Below are 22,278 nucleotides of genomic sequence, written 5' to 3'. Positions count from 1 at the left end.
GTACGCACTCGTATGCTCGGAGGATGACTTCCAGCGCGCACGTACCTGACCAGGGATCACACCGAGCGGACGCGCCGTCGGCGGGCGGCGGGCCGGAGGTTTCCGGGCCGCCCGCCGCGAACGCCGTACGGCGCGCACTGCGCCGGGCCCGCGACGGCGTCGCGCTGGACGTGGGCGAGGCGGCGGTCCTCCTCCAGCTCCGCGGCGACGACCTGAAGGACCTGTGCGCCAGCGCCGCCCGGGTACGCGACGCGGGCCTGGAGGCCGCGGGGCGGCCGGGGGTCATCACCTACTCCCGCAAGGTGTTCATCCCGCTCACCCGGTTGTGCCGCGACAAGTGCCACTACTGCACCTTCGTCACCGTCCCCGGCAAGCTGCGCCGCGAGGGCCGGAGCATGTTCCTCTCGCCCGACGAGGTGCTGGACATCGCGCGCCGCGGCGCCGAGATGGGCTGCAAGGAAGCGCTGTTCACGCTGGGGGACCGCCCCGAGGACCGTTGGCCAGAGGCCCGCGAATGGCTCGACGCCCACGGCTACGACGACACCCTCGCCTACGTACGTGCCATGGCGATCCGCGTTCTGGAGGAGACGGGCCTGCTGCCGCACCTCAACCCCGGGGTGCTGTCGTGGACGGACCTCGCGCGGCTCAAGCCCGTCGCGCCGTCCATGGGCATGATGCTGGAGACCACCGCGACGCGTCTGTGGAGCGAGCCCGGAGGCCCCCACCACGGCTCGCCCGACAAGGACCCCGCCGTGCGGCTGCGCGTCCTGGAGGACGCCGGGCGCTCCAACGTCCCCTTCACCACCGGCATCCTCATCGGCATCGGCGAGAACTACGAGGAGCGCGCCGACTCGATCTTCCAGCTGCGTAAGACGGCCCGTGCCTACCACGGCATCCAGGAAGTCATCGTGCAGAACTTCCGCGCCAAGCCGGACACCGCGATGCGCGGCATGCCCGACGCGGAGCTGGAGGAGCTGGCCGCCGCCATCGCCGTCACCCGCCTGCTGCTCGGCCCGTCGGCCCGTATCCAGGCGCCGCCGAACCTCGTGGACGCCGAGTACGCCCTGCTCATCGGCGCGGGCATCGACGACTGGGGCGGTGTCTCCCCGCTGACCCCGGACCACGTCAACCCCGAGCGCCCGTGGCCGCACATCGACGAGCTGGCCGAGAAGACCTCCGCCGCCGGCTTCACGCTCCGCGAACGGCTCACCATCTACCCCGAGTTCCTCCAGCGCGGCGAGCCCTGGCTCGACCCGCGCCTGCTGCCGCACGTCCGCGCGCTGGCCGACCCGGAGACCGGCCTCGCCGCCGAGGACGCCCCTGTCGTGGGCCGCCCCTGGCAGGAGCCCGACGAGGGCTTCTCGCTCGCCCCGTCCGGCCGCACCGACCTGCACCGCACCATCGACACCGAGGGCCGCACCGGCGACCGCCGCGACGACTTCGACGACGTCTACGGCGACTGGGAGGCGCTGCGCGAGGCCGCCGCCCCCGGCATGGCGCCCTCCCGCATCGACGCCGATGTCCGCGAGGCCCTGAAGCAGGCGGCCGACGACCCGACGAAACTCACCGACCCGCAGGCGCTGGCCCTGCTGCACGCCGACGGCCCGGCCCTCGACGCCCTCTGCGAGATCGCCGACGAGCTGCGCCGCGACACCGTCGGTGACGACGTCACGTACATCGTCACCAGGAACATCAACTTCACCAACGTCTGCTACACCGGCTGCCGGTTCTGCGCCTTCGCGCAGCGCCGCACCGACGCCGACGCCTACACCCTCTCCCTGGAGCAGGTCGCCGACCGCGCCCAGCAGGCGTGGGACGTCGGCGCGGTCGAGGTGTGCATGCAGGGCGGTATCCACCCCGACCTGCCCGGCACGGCGTACTTCGACATCGCGCGCGCCGTCAAGGAACGCGTCCCCGGGATGCACGTCCACGCCTTCTCGCCCATGGAGGTCGTCAACGGCGCGACGCGCACCGGCCTGTCGATCCGGGACTGGCTCGCCGAGGCGAAGGCCGCCGGGCTCGACACCATCCCCGGCACCGCCGCGGAGATCCTCGACGACGAGGTCCGCTGGGTCCTCACCAAGGGCAAACTGCCCACCGCCACCTGGGTCGAGGTCATCAAGACCGCCCATGAGCTGGGCATCCGTTCGTCCTCGACGATGATGTACGGCCATGTCGACCAGCCGCGCCACTGGCTGGGCCATCTGCGGCTGCTCGCCGACATCCAGAAGTCGGCGCTGGCCAAGGGCGTCGAAGGCTTCACGGAGTTCGTGACCCTGCCGTTCATCCACACCAACGCCCCGGTCTACCTCGCGGGCATCTCCCGCCCCGGCCCGACCACCCGCGACAACCGCGCGGTGACGGCCATGGCCCGGCTGCTGCTCCACCCGTACATCACCAACATCCAGACCAGCTGGGTCAAGCTCGGTACGGAGGGCGCCGCCGAGATGCTCCGCTCCGGCGCCAACGACCTGGGCGGCACTCTCATGGAGGAGACCATCTCCCGGATGGCGGGCTCCAGTTACGGCTCCTACCGCTCCATCCAGGACCTGCTGGCCATCGCGGACGCAGCGGGCCGTCCGGCCCGCGCCCGCACCACCACGTACGGACCGGTCCCCGAGGAGCGGCAGCGTGCCGCGCACGCCTCCGACGGCCACCTCCCGGAGCTGCTGCCGGTCCTCGACTGACAGCCGGACGACGGGTACGGGGCGCCCGGCACACGGCACGCGGGCGCCCCCGGGCCTGCCCGGGACCGCCCGCCCGGACGCTTCCGGGGCCGGGCAGCACAGGGGCGCGCGGCCGGGCACCGCGCGCCCTGGAGCCTCACCCCGCCGCCCTAGGGCGGCGCGCCCCCGTCGTACTCCGTCTCGTGCTGGAGGATGCACTGCTGCCACTGCGACAGGGCCTCCGCGCGGTCACCGCCGGAGTCCTGCGCGGCGGTGATCAGCGCATCGGCCGCCATGGCCGCCAGCCGGACCGCGACATGGCAGACGTCGCGCTGCGGGAGCGGCCGGAGGAGTTCCACCGCGCCGTCGCTGTCGCCGGAGAGCGCGGTGGCGACGACGGCCATCGTGGTGCGGTCCCACTCGTACTCGGACATGCCGGGAGCATGCCCATCCCAGGCCGCCGCCACCTTCGAACTCCCGCCTGAACACCGGCCCGAGGCCCGCCCCGCGCCCGGAGACCGGCCGCCACCCGCGCGTCCCCGCAGCCCAGCGGTCCACCGCGGCCGACCGGTTCGGAGGTCTCGGGCGGACACCCACCGATCGGGAGCGGACCGATCAAAAGCCGCCCTATGTGCGTCTTGTGGCATTCCGTTCCCGTCCCGAACCGATCAATCCCGGTCGATTACAGTGCTGCGCCAGAGGGTCCGTACGGGTCCGACGGGCGTTGTGGGGCTTCGGGAGGGCACAGTGAACGCAGCGGCAGGCACCACCGGCACCACCGCCATCTGGGGCCGTGCCGAACAGCAGGACTTCCGCAGCAGGGTCCGCGGCTGTCTGCTCGGCGGCGCGATCGGCGACGCACTCGGCGCCGGCATCGAGTTCGACTCCCTGGACGCCATCCGCGAGGCCCACGGCCAGGAGGGCGTCACCGACTTCGTCCCCGCCTTCGGGCGGCGCGGCGCCGTCACCGACGACACCCAGATGACGCTGTTCACCGTCGACGGCCTGATCCGCGCCCAGGTCCGCCGCGACACCGGCGCCTGGCACCCGCCCACCGACGTGCACCGCGCCTACCTGCGCTGGGCCGCCACCCAACGCGACTGGGGCCCCGACGAGCGCAAGGAGGACGACGGCTGGCTCGCCCGCGAGGAGTGGCTCTACTCCCGCCGCGCCCCGGGCCGCGCCTGCCTCACCGGACTCGGCGACACCACCATGGGCACCCTGGAGAAGCCGAAGAACCCCGACTCCAAGGGGTGCGGCGCCGTCATGCGCTCCGCACCGTTCGGCCTGCTCGTCGGCTGGGAGCCGCAACTCGTCTTCCAGCTCGCCGTCGAATGCGCCGCCCAGACCCACGGCCACCCCACCGGCTACCTCACGGCCGGCGCCTTCGCCGTCATCAGCCACTCCCTGGCCCGCGGCGACGACCTCGACAGCGCCGTCCAGAAGGCCCTCGCCCACCTCGCCACCCGCCCCGGCCACGAGGAGACCACCGAAGCCCTCAAGCGCGCGCTCGGCGCCGTACGGCAGGGCATGCCGACGCCCGCCCGCGTCGCATCGCTCGGTGAGGGCTGGACGGCGGAGGAGGCGCTCTCCATCGGCGTCTACTGCGCACTCGTCGCCGAGGACGTCCGCCACGGTCTGCTGCTCGCCGTCAACCACGGCGGCGACAGCGACTCCACCGGCGCCATCTGCGGCAACATCCTCGGCACCCTGCACGGCGAGACGGCGCTGCCGCCCGTCTGGCTGGTCGAACTCGAAGGCCGCGACACCATCCTCCAACTCGCCGACGACTTCGCCCTGGAGATGACCCAGGGCCCGGCCCTGCACGGCCCCGCCGGCTCCGCCCCGGGCTGGCTGGCCCGCTACCCGCGCGCCTGACGGCCACCGGGGAGGGCCGGACACACCGGGGCGGCGAAACGGCCCCCGCCCCGGCATCCGCCCAGCTCAGGCCGCGATCCGGGCGCCCCCGGGCTTGACCCCGTCCCGGCGCGCGCCCGGCCGCCTCACGCCTTCCCCGCGCGCCCCGTGGCGCCGTCCGCCCGCTGCCCGGGGAGCCGCCGGACCGGACCGAACCCGTCCGTACCGTCCCCGTCACCGTTGATCCGCTCCAGGACCGCGTCCCGCTCCGGGGTGTCCTCCGGCCTGACCAGGCCGATCAGCAGGAACAGCACCAACGAGGTGGCCACCGGCGCCACGATCTGGATCTGCAGCTGCACCCCGTCGATCCCGTAGTTCGTCAGCCAGAACGCGAACAGACCCGCCGCCCACGACACCAGCGCCGCCGTCGGTCCGGAGCGCCGGCACCACCGCACCGTGCCCAGCAGGAACGGGATGGAGATCGGCCCGACCAGACCGGCCACCCACTTGATGACCACGGTGATGATGTCCTTGAACGCCGGCGAGTTGACCTGCGTCGCGATGGCCATCGACAGCGCCAGGAACGTCACCGTCGACAGCCGCGCCGCCAGCAGCCCCGCCCGGTGCGACCAGCCGCGCACCCGCTCCCCGACCTTCGGCAGCGCCGGGGCGATGTCCCGGGTGAAGACCGCCGAGATGGCGTTCGCGTCCGACGAGCACATCGCCATCGTGTGGGAGAAGAACCCGACCACGACGAGCCCCAGCAGCCCGTGCGGCAGCAGCCGTTCGGTCAGCAGCGCGTACGCGTCCGACGCGTCGGGCTTCTGCGCCCGCACCAGCAGCGGCGCCATCCACATAGGGAAGAACAACACCGCCGGCCACACCAGCCACAGCGCCGCCGACAGCCGCGCCGACCGCACCGCCTCCCGCGCACTGCGCGTCGCCATGTACCGCTGCGCCTGGTTCCACATCCCGCCGCTGTACTCGAAGGTCTTGATGAAGAGGTACGCCAGCAGGAACGTCAGCGTGTACGGCCCCGCGGTCGGCGCGGTGTGCCCCGCCGGCAGCCGGTCCCACGCCGTCCACAGCGTGCTGACACCCCCGAGCTGCGCCAGGACCGTCACCAGCATCGCCACCCCGGCGAGTAACTGGATGACGAACTGCCCCAGTTCGGTCAGCGCGTCCGCCCACAGCCCGCCGACCGTGCAGTAGATCCCGGTGACCACACCGGTGATGAGGATGCCCTGGTTCAGCGACATGCCCGTGAACACCGACAGCAGCGTCGCGATCGCCGCCCACTTGGCACCCACGTCCACGATCTTCAGCAACACCCCCGACCAGGCGAGCGCCTGCTGCGTCGGCAGGTTGTAGCGGCTCTTGAGGTACTCCAGCGGCGAGGCGACGTGCAGCCGCGACCGCAGCCGGTTCAACCGCGGCGCGAACAGCCGCGCCCCGATGGCGATCCCCATCGCGATCGGGAACGACCAGGTCACGTACGAGGTGATGCCGTACTGGTACGAGATGCCGGCGTACCCGGTGAACATCACCGCGCTGTAGCCGGACATGTGGTGCGAGATGCCGGACAGCCACCACGGCATCCGGCCGCCCGCGGTGAAGAAGTCGCCGACATCGTCGACGCGCCGGTGCGACCACACGCCGATCGCGACCATCACACCGAAATAGCCGATGAGCACGGCCCAGTCGAGACTGTTCATGCCCCCTCCAGGGGTCCGCCGGGTGAACGTGGACCACTTCGCCGTGGCGTTCCGTCGGGGCGGTTCCCCGTACGGGAGCGGGGACTTGGGGATTGAACCGTTCGCCGCGCGGGCCGGTCAAGGCCCCACGGATCATGGATATGAACAACGGTCATCAAGGCGAACGATTTTGCCCGCTCTTGACCGGCTGGGGCGTTGTCCCCCGTCCGCCGCCGCCCGCACGATGTGCGGACACTTCGCCGGGCTCCGCAGGCCCGATCAGCACGCCCCACCGTCCCGCCCCGGCGGCACGGCGCCCGGCCGCACGGGAGCGGGACCCCGCGCGGCACCCCACCGACCGCCGGGAGGAACGCGCCTCACGACCCCCCCCCCGGCGGACGGCCCGCGGCTCACTCCCAGTCCGACCGCTCCGTGCCCTCGAAGCAGTAGGGGACCCACGTCCCGACCCGATGCGTACTGGTCGACGGCACCGCGCACAGCCGCACATGGAACGTCCTGCCCACCGAAGCCATATCGGTGAACTTGTCATGGTTGAAGTCGATGACCGCGCTCCGGGACGAGCCGCCCCGCACCCGGATCGTCACCATGTCCCCGGGCTCCCCGTTCACGATCCGCCCCCACACCGCACCGCAGGACGCGCTGTAGCGCAGATGGAGCCGTACGGGATTGCCCACCCGCGGCTCCCAGGTGACCGCGTCCGCGGAACACTGCCCGGCCGGACTCTTCCCGTCACAGCCCGCCCCGGGACACTTCGGCGGCGGCTCCTCGAACGCCTTCCGCACCGCCTCCACGGCGAGCGGCACCAACGCCCCCGCGACCGCCGCGGCCACCGCCACCACCAACGTGTGCCGCGCGTGTGCCCGGAGCCGCCGCCCGAGCGCGCGGATCCGCCCGCCAGGTTCCGGACGGGACGCGCCACCGGGTGCCGCACCGCCCTCGGAAGCATCCGCACCGCCGCCCGGCCCGCCCTCGGCGGCGCCATCGGGCCGAGCCGGGCCGGCGGCGTCCGGACCGGCATCAGGCGGACCGGCGGCGGGATCCGTGGCGGCCGGCGCCCCGGTGACCGGCGGCTCGGCGGTGCCCGGTCCGGCGGCGGCCCTGGTGTCACCGGGCCGATCCGGGGCGGGCGGTCCGCCGGCGGGCGAACCGGCCGCGGGCGGATCGACGGCATGGGGAACACCGCCCGGCTCCCCGTCGCCGGGCCGTTCCGCGGGATCGTTCGGGTGGGTGCTCATCCGGCCTCCTGAGAGGTCCCTGGCCTGCCCCGATTCTCCGTCGCCCGGGGCCCCGCCGGAAGCGCATTGTCGGGCCGTCCCCGGGGCGCACGGAAGGGCGCAAGGTCTCAACAGGCGTACAAACAAGGGGAGATGGGCGTCGCGCGACCCCGTACGCGCCGCCGTGGCACCTGCCCCTTCCGCCGCACGCCCCGGGGCGCGCCGCCGCACCCGCCCGTCGTCAGCCCGCCGGACGGGCGCCGCGCAGCGCCGTGCCCAGCCGCACCAGCCCCTCGCCGATCTCCTCCGGCGGATGCGTCACGAACGAGAGCCGCATCGCCGCCGTGTCGGGCGTCCCCGCGAAGAACGGCGCCCCCGGGACGTACGCCACGTCGTGCCGCACCACCTCACGCAGCAGCGCCGCCGCGTCGTACCCCTCGGGCAGCGTCGCCCAGACGAACATGCCGCCCGCCGGACGGTTCCACCGCGAGCCCTCGGGCAACGCGTCACCCAACCCGCCGAGCAGCGCGTCCCGCCGCGCGCGGTACGCCTCCCGCACCCGCGCCAGATGCGCGTCCAGGTCCGCCACCGTCAGATAGCGCGCGGCGGCCGCCTGATCGACGGTCGAGGAGTGCAGGTCGGCGGCCTGCTTCGCGATCACGCAGGCCCGCCGCAGCCCGGCCGGGGCCCGCAGCCACCCCAGCCGCAGCCCCGGCGCCATCACCTTCGAGAACGACCCCAGCAGCGCCGTACGGTCCTCCGCCCCCGGGAACGACGCGATCCACGGCACCGGCTCTCCCTCGAACCGCAGCTCCCCGTACGGATCGTCCTCGGCGATCCACAGCCCCCGCCGCGCCGCGACCGACGCCACCGCCGCCCGCCGCCGCGGCGACAGCGTCCGGCCCGTCGGATTCTGGAACGTCGGCACCAGATAGAGCAGTTTGGGCCCCACCCGCGCGGCGATCTCGTCCAGCGCGTCCGGGAGCAGCCCCCCGTCATCCGTCGGCACCGGCACCACCCGCACCCCCGCCAGCGCGAAGATCTGCAACGCCGCGAGGTAGCACGGGTCCTCGACGAGCACCACGTCCCCGGGCTCCAGCAACGCCGTCGCCAGCAGCGTCAGCCCCTGCTGCGACCCGGTGGTCACGAGCAGATCGTCCGCGGTGGTCGCCGGCCCCCGCGCGGTGACCCGTTCCGCGATGGCGGCCCGCAACCGCGGATCGCCGTGGGTCGGTGAGTACTGCAACGCCCGCCGCGGCTCCTCGGCCAGCACGTACCGGAACGCGTCGGCGATCCCCGCCGCGTCGAACAGCTCCGGCGCGGGCAGCCCGCCCGCGAACGAGATCACCTCGGGGCGCGCGGTCAGCGCCAGGATGTCGCGCACCGGGGAACTCCCCGCCCGCGCCGTCCGGGCCGCGGGCTCCGGCGCCGGAGCCGTGGGCGGTATCCGGTCCTGCTCCGTCATGACGGCTCCACTCCACTCGGGTACGGGCCGCCTCGTGCCCGGCGGCCGATCGCCGGAGCTTAAGCCGCCCACCCGGACCGGTACAGGGGGCCGGGCCCGGCCCCGGACAGGGGAGAGCCCCCTCGGCCAGGACAGGGGAATCCGGTCGAGAGGGCTCGTACGCCGCGCGCGGGACGCGCGGCGGAACGGCGGGCCGGTCAGGCCAGGTCGAAGGCGCCGCCGGCGACGTCCGACACGAAAGTGCTCCAGGCGGAGTTGTCGAAGGTGAGGCGCGGGCCCTCGGGGTCCTTGGAGTCGCGCACCGCAATGGCCGCGGCGGTCGGCACGGCGATTTCGACGCACGCGCCGCTGGCGGAGTACGACGACTTCGTCCAGGAGAACGCGGAATTGGGCTGCATGACCTTGTTCACTGTTCGCTCCGGCTACTGTGAGTTGCTGCGGATTCGGCAGTGCTGACGCTACGCGCCAACATCCCTTGCAGCAGGAGCAGTTCACCCTTCCGAATGGCGTGTTTCTTGATCCCTTTTCAAGCCGTCGGCCACCGGTGTACCTTGCCGAGCCCTTCGCCGGAGAACCGGTCCGTACCCCTTCCCACCGGCGCACACCGGCCCTCCGGCCACCCCGCCCCGTCCGGGCGGTAATTCCGCGACGGTGAGTTCAACTCACCGCATCCGCGTGCCGCTTCGCCGCAGCCGCGATGAATTCCCGGCTCTGATCGGCATTCAGCGCCTGCGCCCGAAGATGTTCATACATGATCGTGTACTTATTGACGTCGTTCGTCTTCTCCAGATACAGGTCACTCGTGACGCCCTCGATGTAGACCACGCTCGAATCGGAGGTGGCATCGAATTCGAGAATGGAGAACGTGCCCGACATTCCGGCGTGCGCACCCGTGTCGTACGGCAGCACCTGCACCGTCACATGCGGCAGGACGCTCATCTCGACCAGATGCTCCAACTGCTCGCGCATCACGTCGTGACCGCCGACCACCCGACGCAGCGCACTCTCGTCGAGCACCACCCACAGCCGCAGCGGACTCTCGGGATCCTCCACCCGCTCCTGACGCCGCAGCCGCACCTGGATCCGTTTCTCCAGCTGGTCGGGCGGCAGCTCCGGCAGCACCCCGGGGATCACCGCGCGGGCGTACCGCGGCGTCTGCAGCAGACCGGGCACCACCAGCGACTCGTACACCCGCAGCGAGGCGGCTTCGGTCTCCAGCCCGATGTAGACGCTGTACGGGATGTCGCCGAACGCGTGCCACCAGCCCTGCTGCCGGGAGTCCTTCGCCATCTGCATCAGCGATTCCACTATCCGGCGGTCCTCCACCTCGTACACGCCGCACAGATCGCGGACGTCACGCTGGCTGATGCTGCGGCGGCCGTTCTCCAGCCTGCTGATCTTCGACTGCGAGACCAGCAGCCGCTCGGCCACCTCCTCCGCCGTCATGCCCTTGAGCTCACGGAGCCGGCGCAGCTCCTGGCCCAACCGGCGCCGTCTGACGGTGGGGTTGACATGGGACGCCACGGGACGCGCACCTCCGGGGTCGTACTGCTGTAGTTCCGTGCCAGCAGAGTGCCACCCCGGATGGACGCCGCGCAGTCAAACGCCTACAGAAGGCGAGCACGGCAAGGCGCGGGGCGGCGGACCGGCCGTCGTCCGGAACGGCCGGCCCGCCGCCCCGCGCCACCTGCGGCTCCCGAACGGGCTCGTGGGGACGGTTCTGCAACCCGACGGCACCCCGCCCGGCGTACGGGACGCCGGAGCGGGGTGCCGTCCGGAAGCATCACCGGAGCGCGCGGACGGCGCGTGCACCGCCTCGCGCGCCCCTGGAATCAGCGGACGCCGGCCCGTGCCATGCTGCCGTGCCCACGCCGTGACGGGGCCGGGACTCCGGACGCGTTCGCCGCGCCCCGCCCGGCCGGCTGGCGCGCCGGGCCGTGGCCCGAGCCCGCCGCGGACGCCCGCCGCGGCTGCGCCGCGACGCCGTTCTGAACGTCCATGACCGCGTGCGCGACCAGGCCGCCCATGGGGTCGTGCCGGATCAGATCCCGGAGGCGGGAGCGCGATGAACGCCCTTCGTTCCCCGGGTAGAGGTGCTTGCCGAGACCGACCGCATGGGCCAGCGCGGCGAGCGCCGCGGTCCGCGGGTCCGGCGGTACGCCGGTGCGGATCGCGGTGTCGAGCCGGGCCCTGATCTCCCGGCTGATGGCCGTCTCCGTCGCCTGGTAGCGCGTCGTCGGCAGCACCCCGCACATCTGTCCCTCCACGGCATGGACCATGCCGCAGCGTTCGAGATGCGAGAGATACGTCTGGCGCAGCCCCAGCCGGGGCCCGCCGATCCAGTGGACGGCGCGCACCGGACTGCCGCGTCGGCGCAGCAGTTCGAGCGCGGAGTCCAGCGTCGGATCTCCGGTCGGCCGTGGCATCACCACGGCGATACGATCCCCGTCCGGGGCTATCCGTCCTGCCAGAGCCAGCTCCACTAGCTGGGCCCCGGCCAGGCCGAGGTCGAGCGACTGCGGCTGCGCTGTGGTGCCCGTTGCCGGGTCCAAAGCCAGCAGCAGAAGCTCCTCCGGAATTGTTCTGCGGCTCCTGCCCATCCATGCCTCCCCGCGTGGATGCATGACAGGGTGACCCCTCTCACATTCATCTGTCGAGAGTGCGTGGGGGGTTCGGCAGGGAACCTGTAGGTATGTCGTTCTCGTCTAGCACGGCGACGGCGTCCTCCGCGAGATACGGCGGGACGGGGCGGCAGGGGTCGGCGGAATGCGCGCCGCGCGGACACAGGACACTTGTGAACACTGGCCAGACAGTGCGACGTACGAAGGAGACATCGGTGGCGGGCGAGTCCCCCGACAAGTCGGACAAGAAGCAGGCGTCGGGGAAGGCGCAGGGCGCGAGCGACCCGCGCCTCGCCGTCCTCCGGGGGGAGCCGGCGGAGGCGGTGGAGAAGACCGCGGAGGCCGAGAACGCCGCACGCGGGGCCGCCGGGGCCGCTGGGACATCCGGGGACGCCGGGGCTCCGGAGAAGCCGGAGACGGCGACGGACGGGGCCTCTGGGGCCAAGGGAACCTCCGGGGACACCGAGCCTGCCGAGTCCGCCGGTGCGGACGGGGCCGCCGATGACGCCGACGGGGCGGAGGACGCGCCGGGCGAGGACCGGCTGCGGGCCGCCGTCGCCGCCTGGGTCGCGGGCAAGGACGACGAGAGCGAGACGGAGAGCCCGGACGCCACCGATGCCGTCGGCGGCATCGGTGCGGACGGTGACGTCACCGCTGTCGCCGATGGCGGTGGTGCAAAGAAGCCCGCAAAGGCCGCGGGGAAAACAGGGAACGCGAAGGAGTCGGGCGCCGGGGCCGAGGCGGCGTCCGGCGCGGATGCCGGGGACGGGTCCGCTGAGCGTTCCGGGGCCGACGGCGCGGGGGCGGGCAGTGGTGACACCGCCGGTGCCGGTGACGCCGACGAGGCGGGGGCGGACGGCGACGGGCCCACCGGCGAAGCGAAGGCCGCGGGCGACGCCGTCGAGGACAAGGACGGCGCAGCACTCCCGAAGGGCGGGGAAGCGAAGGCCGCGGACCGTGCGGCGGGAGGCTCGGACGCCGAGGGCGGGCCGGCCTCCGGGGCCGGTGCCGCGCGCGGTGGCGCCTTTGCCGCCGACGGTGAGGACGCCTCCGGTGAGGACGATGACGTGGACCGGCCGACGGCCGTTTTCACGGCCAAGGGCAAGAAGTCCGGCGCGGCCGAGGAGCCCGTCGACAACGCCACCCGCGTCTTCACCATCGCGAAGTCCGAGGGTGCGCGGAAGCAGGGGGAGAAGGCGGAGCCCGAGGGCGGGGCAGCGCCCGGAGGCCGGAAGGATTCCGCGGCGGAGCCGGCGGGCAAGGCCGACGCCGATGCCAAGGCCGACGCCAAGGGCGAGACCGGCGGGAAGAGCGCGGCGTCCGGCGGGAGCGAGGCCGGAGCCGGTGCCGCGGACAAGGCCGACGCCGGGGCCAGGACCGGTGCCAAGGCCAAGGCCGACGCCAAGGACGGGGCCGGGAGCGGGAAGAAGGGCGCCGACCTGGTCGATCCGCCCACCACTGCCTTCCGGCTGGCCCCGCCGGCCGACGGCAAGAGCGCCGCGTCCGGTGCCGCGTCGTCCAAGAGCGCGAAGGGTGCCGACGGTAGGACCGGAGACGCCGGGGACACCAAGTCCGGTGCGGAGGGGGAGAAGGAGCAGAAGGGCGCCGAGGGCGGGGCCAAGAGTGCGGGTAAGGCCGGGGGCGCGGAGCGGGACGCCGAGCGGACCAGCCAGTTCGTCGCGCTGAAGTCGGACGACACCGGCGCCGCCGGGCGTTCCCTCGGCAAGACGGCGGCCAAGTCGGGCGAGACCAAGTCGGGCGAGAAGGGCGCCGGGGCGACGGCCGCCCCGGGCGCGGCGAGCCTGCCGTCGGCCGACGGGACCGGAACGGAGAAGTCCGCGGCGGGCGCCGGAGCCGCCGCCGGACCGCAGCCGGGCGCGCTGCCCGAGGCCGAGCGGACGCGGCAGGAGCCGCTGCCGCCCCTCGATCTGCTCGCGCAGCTCACCAACACCCCGCCGCCGCCGGAGACCACGCTCCGTACCGTCGTCCGCCGGTTCAAGATCTGGACGCCGCTGGTGATCCTGCTGGCGATCATCTTCGTGGTCGTCCAGTCGGTGCGCCCGTTGCCGGATCCGACGCTGGCCCTCGGGAAGTCGACCGCGTTCACCTTCAAGGGCGGCAACCTCGCCATGCCGTGGCCCGGCCAGGGGCAGTCCGCGGCGGAGGTCGTCGGCGTCGGCAGCCTCGGTACGTCCGGACCGCAGAAGCCGGTACCGACGGCGAGCGTCGCCAAGGTCATGACCGCCTACGTCATCCTGCGCGACCACCCGCTGAAGAAGGGCGAGAAGGGCGAGTCGATCACCATCGACGCCAAGGCGGCGGCCGACTCGAAGAACAAGGACGAGTCGCGGGTGCCGTTGGAGGAGGGGCAGAAGTTCAGCGAGGTGCAGATGCTCCAGATGCTGATGATCCCCTCCGGCAACAACGCCGCCCGCCAGCTGGCCCGTTGGGACTCCGGGAGCGAGGAGGCGTTCGTGAAGAAGATGAACGCCGCCGCCGGCAAACTCGGCATGACGAAGACGACGTACACCGACCCCAGCGGTCTGGCGAAGACGACGGTGAGCACCGCCGTCGACCAGCTCAAGCTCGCCGGTGAGGTGATGAAGAACGACGCCTTCCGCGCCGTCGTCGCCACCGAGAACGTCCAGATCGACGGGCTGCCGGAGCGGCTGTTCAACAACAACAGCCTGCTCACGACGATGCCGTACGTGGTCCGCGGCATCAAAACCGGCTCCAGCACGCCCGCGGGCGGCGCCTTCATGTGGGCCGCGTACCGCACCGTCGGCGGCAAGGACCAGCTGCTGCTCGGCGTCACGATGGATCAGCGCACCAGCAGCAGCGACCCCAACGCCCACCTGAAGCTGGCGCTCGACAACAGCGCGAAGGTCATCACGGCGGCGCGGGAGGCGCTGGTCGCCGACACCGTCGTCAAGAAGGGGCAGGTCGTCGGCTATGTCGATGACGGTCTCGGCGGTGAGACGCCCGTCGTCGCCACCAAGGACCTCACCGCGGTGGGCTGGCCCGGTCTGAAGGCGACCTTCACCATCGACGGCGGCGGCAAGACCGTCCCGCACGAGGCCAAGGCCGGAACGGAGGTCGGTGTGCTGACCGTCGGCAGCGGCGACAGCACCCAGCGGGTCCCGGTCGCCCTCGCCGAGGACCTGACCGAACCCACCTTCGGAGCCAAGCTGACCCGCATCGGCTGAGCCCGGCTCCGTACGGGACGGGCCCGCCGGCCCCGTCCCGTACGGGGCTCGCCCCCGTCTCTTACGAGGCCGGCCCCGTCCCGTAAGGGACCGGCTCGATCCCTTACGGGGCCGGTGCGGTGCCCGTAGGGGGGAGCGCCGACTCCCGCAGGGCTCCCCATAACCCGTACGGGGAGCCCCTGAGCGCATGGCTGTCCGCCGACCGTGCCCCGCCGACACGCCCCGGACCTGCGGGTTCGTCCACGGGCGGCGGCCGGGCCGCGTGGCAGCCCCGGGGGCCGTACGTCATTTCCCCTGCGGGCCGCGCGTCCGGCCCGTAGGGTGCCCGAGCCGCCCGCCGGGGGAGCGAAGCCGTCCCGCCGTCCGGGGGGAACGGCCCGTAAGGGACGAGGCGCGGGGCCCCGAGGGGCGAGCATGGGTCCGGGCGGGCACCCCGGCCCCGGCAGGCACGGGCGGCCGGCGCCCCGCCGGACCGCCCGCACCGAACGCGACCGGAGTCCGCCATCGACGCCACCCGAACCGAACCGGCACCCAAGCCCCCGGCCCCCGCTCCGCCCGCGCCGCCCGTCCGGTGGCCGTGGCGCGCGGTGACACCGGTCCCCGCCGCGGTGATGTGCGCACTCGGCCTCTGGGGACTGCGCCGCGGCGGCGCCGTGTGGCGCGACGAGATCGTCACGTACGACATGGCGCACCGCACCCCCGCCGCGCTCTGGGCCACCCTCCGCCACATCGACGTGGTGCACGGCCTCTACTACGCGCTGATGCACCTCTGGTTCACCGCCTACGAAGCGGTCCTGGGGCCCGGCGGACTCCTCGGCCCGGCGTTCGGCGGCGCCGTCGGGCGGGCCCTCGGCGAGGAGGTCGTCGCCCTGCGCGTGCCGTCCCTCGCCGCCATGACCGCGGCCACCGCCGGCGTCGCCCTCCTCGGCGACCGCCTCGTCGGACGCCGCACCGGCCGCTGGGCCGGCATCGTGTTCGCACTGCTCCCGCCCGTACAGCAGTACGCGCAGGAAGGCCGCTCGTACGCGCTGGTCTGCGCCCTGGTCGTCTGGGCCTGCTACCTGCTCGTACGGATCGCGGTCCGGGTGCGGCGGGAGCCCGGCCGTTCGTGCCGCGCGCTGTGGGCCTGTTACGCGGCGCTGATGCTGACGGCGTGTCTGCTGCACGAGTTCGCCGTCCTGGCGCTGCCCGTGCACGGCGCCGCGCTCGTCCTCGGCCGGCTCCCGCGCCGCACCCTGCACACCTGGGCCCTGACCGCCGCCGGGGTCCTCGCCGGACTCGCCCCGCTCGTCCTCTACAGCACCCGCCAGTCCGGCCAGCTCAGTTGGCTGGTCTGGCCCGACCCGCTGCAACTGCTCACCTTCGCGGTCCTCGCCGTCACCGGCATCGCCTGCGCCCGCACCCGTATCCGCTCCCGTGGCCCCATCGGGCTGCGCGCCCTCGCTCTGCCCCTGCTTCTGCTCCCCACCCTTCTGCTCTTCCTGCTCTCCTCCGTCGAACCGGCCTACGTCGACCGCTACGTCCTCTACTGCACGGCGGGTTTCGCGCTGCTCGCCGGCGCCGCGCTGGCCCGGCTGCTGCGCCCGGTGGGGGAGGACGGCCAGAGCGGCGCCCGGCTGCGGCGGCGCGCGCTGGCGCTGACACTCGTCGTGGTGGGGCTGCTGCCTGTGCAGTTCCGGTTGCGGATGCCCGTCAGCCGGGTGGATGACGCGACGGCCGTAGCGCGCGCCGTACGTGCGCTCGCCGGTCCCGGTGACGGTCTCCTCTTCCTCCCGGCCCGCCGCCGCGTCTGGGTGGCCGCCCACCCCGACGCCTACCGTGACCTGCGCGATCTCGCGCTGCGCCGCGCTCCGTCCGCCTCCGGCACCCTCTACGGCACCGAACGCTCCGGCGACGCCGTCCGCGACCGGATGCTCACCACGCCCACCGGCCGCATCGTGGTCGTGGGCGACGGCCCCGCCGGGCCGGACGGCACCGACGACCAGGAGATCGCCAAACGGACGACGCTCCGAGAGGTCTTCACCTTCTGCCGCAGCCGCACGGTCCACGGCGGGTGGGTCGCGTTGTACGCACGGGCGGGTGCGGGGTGCGGGGATCAGGAGGGGGCGAGGGCGGGGCGGTAGGTGCCGGGGTGGTGGGGGACCGGGTGGTGGGGAGTTGGGCTGTCGGCCTGTCAGATCAGTGGGGTGGCAGGTCGGCAGGTCGGCAGGTCGGTGTGGGCGGGCGGCCCGGCGCGCCGACCGGTGTGATCAGCCCGTCAGCCCGTCAGCCCGTCAGCCCGTCAGCCCGTCAGCCCGTCAGCCCGTCAGCCCGTCAGCCCGTCAGCCCGTCAGCCCGTCAGCCCGTCACGCGGCTGCGGCGGTTGGCCGTGGTGCCCAGGGCGGAATCCTGGCGGCGTCGGCGCACCGCCAGGCCGACCATGCCGAACGCCATCAGCGCGCCGACGCCGGCGAGGAGGAGCGCGGTCGGCAGGTGGCCCACCTTCTCCGCCAGCCCGGCGAGACCGTCGTCCGGCAGCATGATCGATGTACGGTCGCCGGCGACCGGCCCGGTCATATCGGCGGCGACGGCCGCACCGGCGGGCAGCAGCAGCGAGATGAGCGCACCGGATGCGACGGCAACGGTGCGGATCACAGAGCGGCGCTGGTCGGACATCGGGTACTCCTCGGCAGGACGGTTCGGGCGGACACGGTCGGGTCGGTGCGATGCTCACGGCCGTGCGCTCTGGTGGAAAGCGCCCGAGGCCGGTCCGGCTACGGATCTCCACCGTTCACATGACCGTCGCCGGGCCCGGCCCCGGACCGATTCCGCGTCCCTACGCTACGGAGCTTGTTTCACGGGAAACCGTACGTCGTGTAACAGTCACCGCGATCTCTGCGTACGGTCCCGTCACGGAAGGCCCATCTGGACTCTCCGCCGCACGCCACCTTGGGTATTTTTACGAGGTATGTACCGATTCTTATGCGGTCATGCCGGAGTCGGCGGGGCCCGTGCTCCTGCCCGGTGGTGCCCGCCGATCAGGTAAGGCGGTGACCGATGCGGCAACGGGCCAGGGCGTCGCTCGCCGCGCTGCTCCCGCTGACCCTCGTGGCGGGGTGCGCCGGTTTCGAAGGGCTGGAGAGCGACGGGCGGGCCAGAGAGGTGAAGGCGCCGTTCGCGCTGTGGGCCACCCACTCGCCCGCACCGCCGAGCCGGAGCGACAACCCCGTGGCGCTCAAGCCCGTACCGCACATGCCGCACATCCCGAGCGGCAGTATGGCCGACGCCGACCCGAGCGCCGTCCTCGACGCCGACCTGACCGACGGCGGACAGAGGCCACCGGCACCGGGCTCCGTACGCACCCCGGTGCTCCACGACCTCACCGAGGACGGCAAACCCGAACTGATCATGGCCGTCGACCTCAACGAACGCACCAGTGACCTGCGCGTCTACAGCGTCCGGCACTCGACCGTCACCCGCGTGCTGGCGCTGCGCGGTGTCCTCGCCGGCGTCGAACTGGCCGCCGGGCACCTCGTCGTCCGCGAACCCACCAAGGATCCGCGCTACGTCAGCGTCACCGACTACCTGTGGGAGAAGGACCGGATGACGCTCTGGGACCTCACCCTCGACGACGCCCGCAAACCCCAACCCTCCCGCAGCGGCACGCCGGGACCGGTGCCGCCCGGGACGCCCGGGTCGCCCGCCGCCGCGCCGCTCCTCCGCGGAGAGCGGCGATGAGTACGGGCGGAGGCGGGCGATGAGGCGGCGCGGCTCTTCCGGGGGGCCTCCCCCCTCCCCCTCCACCCCTCCCCACCCCGCCCCCCTCCGCCGTGCCGCCTCACAGGGTGTGCGGGGCGTGCGTGGCGTGCCGGTGCGGCTTGTCGCGTTGGTGCGTCGTGCGGTGCGTCGTGCGGCGGTCTCCCTGCGGTGGAAGATCGCGCTGACGGTGACCGCGGTGTGTTGTGCGGTCGCGGCGGTGCTCGGTGTGCTGGTGCACAACGCGGTGGCCCGCCAGACCGTCGGTCAGGTGCGTAAGGAGACGCGTGCCGACCTCGACATCGCCTTGGACCTCTTCGAGTACGGCACGTCGGGCGAGGGCATCAACTCCGTTCTGGATCCGCCGCAACTCCCGGAGCCACTGAGGAAGTTGGCGCGCAGTGGTCAGCAGGGCAGCATGGTGGGGACGTATCGGGGGCGGCCCGTGATGTGGGCGGCGGCGCCCGCGGGGGATCAGGTCATGGCGGTGTGGTCGCCGTACGGCAACACCAGCCGGTCCTTGGAGAAGTTCGACACGGCCATTTTGGGCTCGGCGGTGCTGGCGGCGGTGGCGGTGGCGCTCGCCGGGCTGTTCCTCGCGCACCGGATCAGCCGTCGGTTGACCAGGACCGCGGCGGTCGCCCGGCGGATCACCGCGGGTGATCTGGACGCCCGGGTCGGTGCGGCACCGGGCGACGCCACCGGTGAGGAGGGCGGGCCCGGAGGGGGAGGGGCGGGACGTGGTGACGAGGTGGCGGCCGTCGCCGCGGCGCTGGATTCGGTGGCCGGTTCGCTGCAGAGCCGGCTCCAGGCGGAGCAGCGGTTCACCGCCGATGTCGCGCATGAGCTGCGCACACCGCTGACGGGCATTCTGGCCTCGGCCGCGCTTCTCCCGGAGGGCCGCCCCAAGGAGATGATCAACGACCGGTTGCGGGCTCTGCACCGGCTCACCGAGGACCTGCTGGAGATCTCCCGTCTCGACTCGGGCGCCGAACACGCCGACCTGGACTCCTACGATCTGGGCACGCTCGTCGAGCGCAGTGTGCACGCCACCGGGCTCGACACGGAGGTCCGGATCGTCTCCTCCGGTGTCGTCGAGACGGACCGGCGGCGGTTGGACCGCATTCTCGTCAACCTCGTCCTCAACGCGCACCGGCACGGCCGTCCGCCCGTCCAGGTCACCGTTGACGCGGCCCCCGGCGGGGTGCCGGGCGGGGCGCCGCGGATCGAGGTACGCGATCACGGTCCGGGCTACCCCGAGGATCTGCTGCACCACGGACCGCGGCGGTTCCGGACCGATGCGCCGGGGCGGGGCCGGGGGCACGGTCTGGGGCTGACCATCGCCGTCGGTCAGGCAGCGGTCCTCGGGATCGATATCCGCTTCTCCCAGGCGCCCGGTGGCGGTGCCCGTACGGTGCTGCGCCTTCCCCCGCCGTCCCCCGTTCATGAACACACCCCCTGATCTGCTGCTTTCCCGATTTCGTCTGCTGCTTTCCCGATTTCGGCGGGTGGCCCGGGTGGGTGCCGGGCCGCCGTGGCGCGCCGGTGCCGGGACCCGGCGGCCCCGGCACCCGGCCGTCACCAGTCGATGTCCTCCGGCGGCTCCGGTGCGTCCCAGTCCTCCGGCGGAGGCTCGGGCAGGTCCGCGGGGTGCGCCGGGCCGGGGGCGTGGGTGCCCAAAGTGCTCGCGTTCCGGGCGGCAAAGGCCGCGCGTGCCGCGGCGGCGGGCCGTGCGGGGTCCGCGGCGCCGGTCGGTGGCCCGGCGTCCGCCGCACCGCCCGTGCCGTCGCCGCCCGCGAGGACCTCAAGGATCTGGGCGCCGTACTTCGCCAGCTTGTTCTCGCCGACGCCGTTGACGGTGCCCAGCTCGGCGGTGGTGGCGGGGCGGGCGACGGCGATCTCCCGCAGCGTCGCGTCGTGGAAGATCACGTACGCCGGGACGCCCTGCTCCTTCGCCGTGCTGCCGCGCCAGGCGCGCAGCGCCTCGAAGACCGGCAGCGCCGCCTCCGGCAGATCGACGGGGGCCCGCTTGCCCTTCGACGTCTTCGCCTTCGCCGCGCGCGCCGTCTTCTCCGGCTCCCGCCGCATCGGCACCTCGCGTCCGCCGCGCAGCACCTCGCCGCTCGCCTCGGTCAGCACCAGCGTGCCGTAGTCCCCCTCGACGGCGAGCAGGCCCTGCGCCAGCAACTGCCGGACCACGCCCCGCCATTCGACGTCCCGCAGATCGGTGCCGATGCCGAAGACGCTCAGCGCGTCGTGGTCGAACTGGACGACCTTCGCGGTCTTGCGGCCCAGCAGGATGTCGATGATCTGGCCCGCGCCGAACTTCTGGCCGCGCTCCCGCTTCAGCCGCACGATCGTCGACAGGAGCTTCTGCGCCGGGACGGTGGCGTCCCAGGTCTGCGGCGGTGCCAGGCAGGTGTCGCAGTTGCCGCACGCGGTGCTCTCCTGGCCGAAGTAGGCCAGCAGCCGCACCCGGCGGCACTGCACCGTCTCGCACAGCGCGAGCATCGCGTCCAGATGCGCCGACAGCCGCCGCCGGTGCGCGTCGTCGCCCTCCGAACCGTCGATCATCTTCCGCTGCTGGACCACGTCCTGGAGCCCGTACGCCAGCCACGCCGTGGACGGCTGGCCGTCGCGCCCGGCACGGCCCGTCTCCTGGTAGTAGCCCTCCACGGATTTCGGCAGGTCGAGGTGGGCGACGAACCGTACGTCGGGCTTGTCGATGCCCATGCCGAACGCGATGGTGGCGACGACGACCAGGCCGTCCTCCCGCAGGAACCGTGACTGGTGCGCGGCGCGGGTGCGGGCGTCGAGCCCGGCGTGGTACGGCACCGCGGCGACGCCGTTGTCCGTGAGGAACTGGGCGGTCTTCTCCACCGAGGCGCGGGAGAGGCAGTAGACGATGCCGGCGTCCCCGGCGTGCTCGGTGCGCAGCAGTTCCAGCAGCTGGCGCTTGGGTTCGTTCTTCGGCGCGATGCGGTACTGGATGTTGGGCCGGTCGAAGCTGGCGACGAAGTGGCGGGCGCGGTCCATCCGCAGCCGGGAGGTGATCTCCTTGTGGGTGGCTTCGGTGGCCGTCGCGGTCAGCGCGATGCGGGGGACCTCGGGCCACCGCTCGTGCAGCATCGACAGGGCGAGGTAGTCGGGCCGGAAGTCGTGGCCCCACTGGGCGACGCAGTGCGCCTCGTCGATCGCGAAGAGGGAGATCTTGCCCCGGTCGAGCAGGCTCAGGGTCTGCTCGACGCGCAGCCGCTCGGGCGCGAGATACAGCAGATCCAGCTCCCCGGCCAGGAACTCCGCCTCGACCAGCCGCCGCTCCTCGACGTCCTGTGTGGAGTTGAGGAATCCGGCGCGGACGCCCAGCGCCCGCAACGCGTCGACCTGGTCCTGCATCAGCGCGATCAGCGGGGAGATCACGACGCCGACGCCCGGCCGCACCAGCGACGGGATCTGGTAGCACAGTGACTTGCCGCCGCCCGTCGGCATCAGCACGACGGCGTCCCCGCCGCCGATCACATGCTCGATGATCTCCTGCTGGCTGCCGCGGAACGCGTCGTAACCGAACACCCGGCGCAGGACCTGCACCGCCTCGCCCACATCCGGCCCGCCCGTCATCTCGCTGCCTGCGCTTTCTGCCACCTCGACCTCACACATGCATGAAGCGTACGAGGAATCCGCCCGGCCACGACGAGCCTGTGGATAACTCCGCTCCGTGCCCGCCACGGGTCTCGTGCCGGGCGGTTCACGGAGGCATCCGGGCCCCTTGAACGCCTCGCCGACCGCGTCGCGCGGCCGG

General features: G+C 73.1%; 15 protein-coding genes. 6 read left to right on the top strand and 9 right to left on the bottom strand.

From position 1 onward, the window contains the following. Positions 1-23: 23 nt before the first annotated feature. Positions 24-2,687 carry a bifunctional FO biosynthesis protein CofGH gene (locus tag ACZ4M8_RS21180; protein WP_467609568.1) on the top strand — a complete coding sequence of 888 codons (2,664 nt, stop codon included), beginning with the start codon at positions 24-26 and terminating at the stop codon, positions 2,685-2,687. Between the two features lie 149 nt (positions 2,688-2,836). Here ACZ4M8_RS21180 and ACZ4M8_RS21175 read toward each other — a convergent pair whose 3' ends face one another. After that, positions 2,837-3,100 carry a hypothetical protein gene (locus ACZ4M8_RS21175; RefSeq protein WP_467609566.1) on the bottom strand — a complete coding sequence of 88 codons (264 nt, stop codon included), beginning with the start codon at positions 3,098-3,100 and terminating at the stop codon, positions 2,837-2,839. A 313-nt stretch (positions 3,101-3,413) separates the two neighbouring features. Here ACZ4M8_RS21175 and ACZ4M8_RS21170 point away from each other — a divergent pair, with 313 nt between their 5' ends. Then, positions 3,414-4,544 carry an ADP-ribosylglycohydrolase family protein gene (locus ACZ4M8_RS21170; protein ID WP_467609564.1) on the top strand — a complete coding sequence of 377 codons (1,131 nt, stop codon included), beginning with the start codon at positions 3,414-3,416 and terminating at the stop codon, positions 4,542-4,544. Positions 4,545-4,669: 125 nt separating this feature from the next. Here ACZ4M8_RS21170 and ACZ4M8_RS21165 read toward each other — a convergent pair whose 3' ends face one another. The 6 genes from ACZ4M8_RS21165 to ACZ4M8_RS21140 all read right to left on the bottom strand — a co-directional run bounded on the left by ACZ4M8_RS21165 (position 4,670) and on the right by ACZ4M8_RS21140 (position 11,517). Then, positions 4,670-6,238: a sodium:solute symporter family protein gene (locus ACZ4M8_RS21165; protein ID WP_467609562.1), complete on the bottom strand. Its 1,569-nt coding sequence runs from the start codon at positions 6,236-6,238 to the stop codon at positions 4,670-4,672. Positions 6,239-6,627: 389 nt separating this feature from the next. Beyond that, entirely contained in the window at positions 6,628-7,074 is a 447-nt protein-coding gene (locus tag ACZ4M8_RS21160) for a DUF2690 domain-containing protein (RefSeq protein WP_467609560.1), read from the bottom strand. A 619-nt stretch (positions 7,075-7,693) separates the two neighbouring features. Then, positions 7,694-8,917, bottom strand: a complete 1,224-nt coding sequence (locus ACZ4M8_RS21155; protein ID WP_467609558.1) for an aminotransferase-like domain-containing protein — start codon at positions 8,915-8,917, stop codon at positions 7,694-7,696. A gap of 197 nt (positions 8,918-9,114) precedes the next feature. Further along, entirely contained in the window at positions 9,115-9,315 is a 201-nt protein-coding gene (locus tag ACZ4M8_RS21150; protein ID WP_399089489.1) for a DUF397 domain-containing protein, read from the bottom strand. 259 nt (positions 9,316-9,574) lie between these two features. Then, positions 9,575-10,441 carry a helix-turn-helix domain-containing protein gene (locus ACZ4M8_RS21145; protein ID WP_467609556.1) on the bottom strand — a complete coding sequence of 289 codons (867 nt, stop codon included), beginning with the start codon at positions 10,439-10,441 and terminating at the stop codon, positions 9,575-9,577. Positions 10,442-10,749: 308 nt separating this feature from the next. Next, on the bottom strand, positions 10,750-11,517 hold the full coding sequence (locus ACZ4M8_RS21140) for a GOLPH3/VPS74 family protein (protein WP_467609554.1): 768 nt from the start codon (positions 11,515-11,517) through the stop codon (positions 10,750-10,752). A 236-nt stretch (positions 11,518-11,753) separates the two neighbouring features. Between ACZ4M8_RS21140 and ACZ4M8_RS21135 the strand changes: the two genes are divergently transcribed. After that, positions 11,754-14,744 (top strand): D-alanyl-D-alanine carboxypeptidase, encoded by a 2,991-nt coding sequence (locus ACZ4M8_RS21135; protein WP_467609552.1) that lies wholly within the window; start codon positions 11,754-11,756, stop codon positions 14,742-14,744. Between the two features lie 587 nt (positions 14,745-15,331). Beyond that, entirely contained in the window at positions 15,332-16,867 is a 1,536-nt protein-coding gene (locus ACZ4M8_RS21130) for a glycosyltransferase family 39 protein (RefSeq protein WP_467609550.1), read from the top strand. 214 nt (positions 16,868-17,081) lie between these two features. On the opposite strand, the gene ACZ4M8_RS21125 is transcribed toward ACZ4M8_RS21130, so the two are convergent. Next, positions 17,082-17,399 (bottom strand): hypothetical protein, encoded by a 318-nt coding sequence (locus tag ACZ4M8_RS21125; protein WP_467609548.1) that lies wholly within the window; start codon positions 17,397-17,399, stop codon positions 17,082-17,084. Positions 17,400-17,780: 381 nt separating this feature from the next. Between ACZ4M8_RS21125 and ACZ4M8_RS21120 the strand changes: the two genes are divergently transcribed. Together ACZ4M8_RS21120 and ACZ4M8_RS21115 are read left to right on the top strand one after the other, a co-directional pair. Further along, positions 17,781-18,461: a hypothetical protein gene (locus ACZ4M8_RS21120; protein WP_467609546.1), complete on the top strand. Its 681-nt coding sequence runs from the start codon at positions 17,781-17,783 to the stop codon at positions 18,459-18,461. A 163-nt stretch (positions 18,462-18,624) separates the two neighbouring features. After that, the gene (locus tag ACZ4M8_RS21115) at positions 18,625-19,941 is read left to right on the top strand and encodes a sensor histidine kinase (RefSeq protein ID WP_467609544.1); all 1,317 of its coding nucleotides are present in this window, start codon (positions 18,625-18,627) and stop codon (positions 19,939-19,941) included. A 116-nt stretch (positions 19,942-20,057) separates the two neighbouring features. Here the strand turns inward: ACZ4M8_RS21115 and recQ are convergent, their stop codons facing one another. Then, positions 20,058-22,097: a DNA helicase RecQ gene (gene recQ / locus ACZ4M8_RS21110; protein WP_467609998.1), complete on the bottom strand. Its 2,040-nt coding sequence runs from the start codon at positions 22,095-22,097 to the stop codon at positions 20,058-20,060. Between the last annotated feature and the right edge of the window lie 181 nt (positions 22,098-22,278).

This window comes from Streptomyces sp. NPDC027185, assembly GCF_055567035.1.
This window is presented reverse-complemented; position numbering and strand designations above follow the sequence as displayed.

Coding starts and splice junctions, on each gene's coding strand:
- ACZ4M8_RS21165 (WP_467609562.1), bottom strand. CDS start 6,238: ATGAACAGTCTCGACTGGGCCGTGCTCATCGGCTATTTCGGTGTGATG.
- recQ (WP_467609998.1), bottom strand. CDS start 22,097: ATGACGGGCGGGCCGGATGTGGGCGAGGCGGTGCAGGTCCTGCGCCGG.
- ACZ4M8_RS21155 (WP_467609558.1), bottom strand. CDS start 8,917: ATGACGGAGCAGGACCGGATACCGCCCACGGCTCCGGCGCCGGAGCCC.
- ACZ4M8_RS21140 (WP_467609554.1), bottom strand. CDS start 11,517: ATGGGCAGGAGCCGCAGAACAATTCCGGAGGAGCTTCTGCTGCTGGCT.
- ACZ4M8_RS21180 (WP_467609568.1), top strand. CDS start 24: ATGACTTCCAGCGCGCACGTACCTGACCAGGGATCACACCGAGCGGAC.
- ACZ4M8_RS21120 (WP_467609546.1), top strand. CDS start 17,781: ATGCGGCAACGGGCCAGGGCGTCGCTCGCCGCGCTGCTCCCGCTGACC.
- ACZ4M8_RS21125 (WP_467609548.1), bottom strand. CDS start 17,399: ATGTCCGACCAGCGCCGCTCTGTGATCCGCACCGTTGCCGTCGCATCC.
- ACZ4M8_RS21175 (WP_467609566.1), bottom strand. CDS start 3,100: ATGTCCGAGTACGAGTGGGACCGCACCACGATGGCCGTCGTCGCCACC.
- ACZ4M8_RS21150 (WP_399089489.1), bottom strand. CDS start 9,315: ATGCAGCCCAATTCCGCGTTCTCCTGGACGAAGTCGTCGTACTCCGCC.